Annotated in this window: 2 protein-coding genes; both read left to right on the forward strand. The window is 27.8% G+C overall.

Translation table 11 applies throughout. The features are described 5' to 3' along the window. The first annotated feature begins 137 nt into the window (after positions 1–137). The gene (locus Q0739_RS14655) at positions 138–950 is read left to right on the forward strand and encodes a hypothetical protein (RefSeq protein ID WP_298239487.1); all 813 of its coding nucleotides are present in this window, start codon (positions 138–140) and stop codon (positions 948–950) included. Positions 951–1,120: 170 nt separating this feature from the next. Next, the gene (locus Q0739_RS14660) at positions 1,121–3,022 is read left to right on the forward strand and encodes a leucine-rich repeat protein (RefSeq protein WP_298239488.1); all 1,902 of its coding nucleotides are present in this window, start codon (positions 1,121–1,123) and stop codon (positions 3,020–3,022) included. The last annotated feature ends 85 nt before the right edge of the window (positions 3,023–3,107 follow it).

Raw genomic sequence — 3,107 nt, forward strand, 5'->3', positions numbered from 1 at the left:
ACAAAGTATAAAAATAACGCTAAATTTAATGCTTAATCAAAAGATAGTGCTCTTTTGGTCACTCTGATTTTCCTACGAAAAATCCTCGGACACAAAACCGCACTATTCTTATACATAAACGTTGGGCAACATTACGAATGAAAAATATATTCATCACACTAATCACCTTATTTCTTTTCAATTGTAATAATCAATCTGAACTGAAGAACAATTTTAATTCTATAGGTCTTAAAGGAAATGTTAAATCCATTACTGAATATTCAAGTCCTAAATCACACAGAAATTGGGACCACAAAGACGTTGAATATTATTTTGATAAAAATGGATTTATTGAAAAAAAAGTTGAATACAAATTCAGCACATATCTTATTTCCAAATACGATAGTATTAACAACATAAAAGAAACAAACCGCTATGATGAAAACGATTCATTGGTTTTTAAAAGTAAGTTTAAGTATGAAAATCAGAAATTAAAGAAAATTGAAGTTTTTGAAGTACAAGGCGAAGTTATTCACACAGTTGTCTATGACTATATGAAATCTTCAGACGAAAACACTTTGATTAATGAAAAAGAATATGGTTTAAAGGGTAATTTAGTTAGTCACTCATCAATTCTTAGAAATGAAAAGAAAGAAGATTTAACATGGATTGAATACAATCTTCTTGGTGAAATAAAATCAACTAGTGATATGACATACAATGATAATGGAAAGGTTATTAAAACTATTAAAAGAGATTCTTCAAATGATATCAAATGGAAATGGTCTAAAATTTACGATTCTAAAAACCTTGAAATTGAAAGAAAATTATACAATCCATCATTAAAAAAAGAAACTATCAGAATTTCCGAATATGAATTTGACAAACAGGGTAATTGGATAACAAAACTTTTAATCCAAAATAATGACACTTTGAAAATCATAAGCAGAAAAATTGATTACAATGAATAAAACGTTGCCCAACAACGTGTATAGTTCATTGCTCGGAAATTCCTATCGGAATTTCTGTCGCTTCTGAACATGGGTTCCTCTTTATTTGCTAACTTAGTGCAGACGCAACGAAACCATACACGAACACGTTGGCAATAATTATAAGAAACGCACGTAATTTTGATCAAACTATGAAAAAGTCAATAAATCTGTTAATAATATTCTTCACGTTCGTTTTAATATCCTGTGATAAGGATAACGATGTTATAATTGAAGAGAAAGAAGTCATAAAGGTTCCTGAAATTGAAACTTATCAAGTATCTGAAATTACTGTGTTTTCAGTAAAAATGGGCGGAAAGATTCTCAATCAAGGAGATTCTGACATCCTAGAAGTTGGACTGGTTATTGGTGAATCTTCAAAACCATCTATTGAGAATAACTTCGCGAAATTTATTCTAAATGCTAATGGTTCTGATGAATTCATTACGACTGTAACTAGTCTGCCAGAAGAAATTAGCACTTTTTATGTTAAAGCTTATGCACTCAATTCCCAAGGTATTGGCTATGGAAATGAAGTTCAATTTCAAACTCTCGGAAATAAAACATATGAAGGCAGTATAAAATTATCGAATCAAGATGATGTAAATGAATTTGGTAAAAATGATTACAACACTATTAAAGGAAGTTTAACCATTGAAGGTTCTGTAGTTGATTTATCACCCTTAAAAGAGCTAATTATTATAGGTAACTATTTTAATGTTGAAAGAACATCACTTTTGAAAAACTTTAAGGGGTTAGAAAATTTAAGAAAAGTAGGACATCTTTTTGCAAATGGGTCTAGGATAGAATATAATCAATCATTAGAAAATTTTGAAGGTCTAGATAAACTTGATATTATTAATGGTAATTTTTATATCCTAAATAATGATAAATTAACCAGTTTTTATGGTTTAAAAAGTTTTGGTGGGGCAAATTGGGGTGGGGCACTGCGAATTGAAAACTGCAATAATCTTATCAATTTAGAAGGCTTAGAAAAACTGAAATTTTTAGGCGGAGAATTAGCAATAGTGAATAATCCACTTCTTGAAAGCATTTCATATTTAGAAAATTTAGAATTAGTTAATGGATATATTTATTTTGGAGAAAATCAATCTCTAAAAAATTTAGATGGCTTAGAAAAAATAAAAAATATTGATTTTTTATTTTTAAATTTTAACCCATCTCTAACTAATATAGACGCAATTAAAAATTGCGAATCTTTAAGTTCTATTAAAATAGATGGAAATAGTAGTTTAATTAATTTTCCAATTTTTACTAATGTTAAAAGTATAAGCAGTATAGAAATCAGATATGGTTCAGAAATCAAAAATTTATCTGGATTAGAAAACCTAGATAATATTGAAAGTCTCAAGTTTTTCAAGTCAAATATTGAATCTCTAGAAGGGGTTTCTGATATTAACAAAATTGGAACACTTGAATTCTATGAATGTCAGAAATTAAATAACCTAATTGGTATTGAAAATGTTCAAGAAATTGATAATCTTTCCATTCGATATTGTAATAGCTTTAATAGCCTTGAAGGCTTTAAATTAAATACTATAGGTAATTTTGCTTTAGCAGAAACAAATATTACCTCCTTGAAAGGTTTGGAATCTTTAAGATATGTAAAAGATGCATTCACTCTTCATTTTAATGAAGAATTAGAAAATACTAATGGTCTTAAAAACATAGAAGAAATTAAAGATTTATGGATAGATGGTAATTCTAAATTAAACTCAATAAATGCTTTTGAAAATTTAAAAAATCTTAATTATCTTTTCATTCTTAACAACAAGAGCCTAAGCAATCTTATTGGTTTTAACAACTTAGAATCTATAAATGAATTAGGAATTATGGATTCGTCTTTAGAAAATTTATCAGGTTTGAATAACTTAAAGCAAATAAATAATCGATTTCAAGCGACTTATAATCCAAACCTTAATGATTATTGTTCTTTATCCGAAGCATTTGAAAATTTTACTGGAAATTATGAGGTGTACTCAAATTTATACAACCCAACAAAAGAAGATTTAAAAAATGGGAATTGTAATTAAACTATTGCCAACAAAGTATAAAATTAATGCTTGGGTCTGTGCTTAAACCAGCGATTAGTCCTGTTTTGTTACATCTGATTTTCCT

It is taken from the genome of uncultured Algibacter sp. (assembly GCF_947487605.1).
GTDB lineage: Bacteria > Bacteroidota > Bacteroidia > Flavobacteriales > Flavobacteriaceae > Algibacter_D.

Bases quoted from the DNA above. Each gene is read 5' to 3' on its own strand.
- Q0739_RS14655 (WP_298239487.1), top strand. From the start codon at position 138: ATGAAAAATATATTCATCACACTAATCACCTTATTTCTTTTCAATTGT.
- Q0739_RS14660 (WP_298239488.1), top strand. From the start codon at position 1,121: ATGAAAAAGTCAATAAATCTGTTAATAATATTCTTCACGTTCGTTTTA.